Here is a 1,266-nt window from a genome sequence, read left to right on the forward strand (position 1 = left end):
GAGCGTAGGTTTCGTACTGAACCGACCAAAGTTCGTACGGAAGGACCCACGCCCGTGACACGTCGAGTATCCCCGATCCAGGCGATACGTACCGAGATCGATGCCGTCTTCGCCGAGGGCAGGCCGCTGGCCGACTGCCTGGAGGACGTCGCCCGTCTCGGCGCCAGGCTGATCATCCAGTCCGCGCTCGAGGCCGAGGTGGACGAGTTCCTGGGGCGGGCCCGGTATCAGCGGGCCGATGCCGCCGCCGCTGACGGTGAGGCCGGTCAACAAGAGGAGACGATGCCGGTGGTGCGGGCTGGGCACCGCAACGGCCACCGCGAGGCGACCGTCAAGACGACGTCCGGGCCGGTGACCGTGGCCCGGCCCAGGCTGCGGGGCGCGACAGAGAAGTTCGCCTCGCGTCTGTTCGGCAGGTCGGTGACGCGGACGAACGCGCTGGAGTCGCTGGTGATCGCCTCGTTCGTGCGGGGCCTGTCCACCCGGGACGTGACCAACACTCTTGCCGAAGCCCTCGGCTCGGACGCGGCGCTGTCGAAGTCGACGGTCTCCAGCATCTGTCAGTCCATCCGCGGCGCGTACGACACCTGGCGCGAGCGGGACCTGAGTGATGTGACCTTGGACTATCTGTTCATCGACGCCTCGCACTTCCGCATGCACCCAGGCGCCCCGGCGGAGCCGGTCCTGGCCGCCTGGGCATCGACACCGACGGCAAACCCGTCTTCATCGGCCTGGAAGCCGCCGCCTCCGAGTCCCACGACGCCTGGGCCGGCTTCCTGAAGGGCCTGCTCGAACGCGGCTTGGTCCCGCCACTGCTGGTCATATCCGACGGCGGGGCCGGTCTGATCTCCGCCTGCGAGCTCGTCCTGGGCCGCTCGCTGCGCCAGCGGTGCCTCGTTCACAAATGCCGCAATGTCCTCTCCAAGGTCAGCCTGCACGACCAGGAGCAGGTCAAGAAGGAGTTCTGGGAGATCTTCGACACCGCCGAACTCGGCCTCGCTCCCGGCCAGCAGCTCGTCGACGCCATCCAACGGCGCCTCGTCGACTTCGCGGCGAGGTGGGAGAAGACCTATCCGGCCGCAACCAAGTCCCTTCTGGCGGACCGGAGTTCACTCACTTCGTATCTGCGCTTCCCCGTCGAGCACCACAAGCGGATCCGGCACTCCAACTTCATCGAGCGGACCTTCGGCGAGACCCGGCGCCGCGTCAAGGTCATCGGACGCTTCCCCGGCGAGACCTCCTGCGTCTCCCTGGCCTTCGCCGTCC

Annotated in this window: 2 protein-coding genes; both read left to right on the top strand. The window is 67.9% G+C overall.

Annotated elements, in window-relative coordinates:
* On the top strand, nt 1–780 hold a 780-nt coding region (locus ACIQU6_RS44980; protein ID WP_403488560.1), incomplete at its 5' end, for a transposase.
* Nucleotides 732–1,266: transposase (locus ACIQU6_RS44985; protein WP_403488562.1), on the top strand; the 535-nt coding region annotated here is incomplete at its 3' end. The genes ACIQU6_RS44980 and ACIQU6_RS44985, both read left to right, overlap by 49 nt.

This window comes from Streptomyces sp. NPDC090442, assembly GCF_044769405.1.
Lineage (GTDB): Bacteria > Actinomycetota > Actinomycetes > Streptomycetales > Streptomycetaceae > Streptomyces.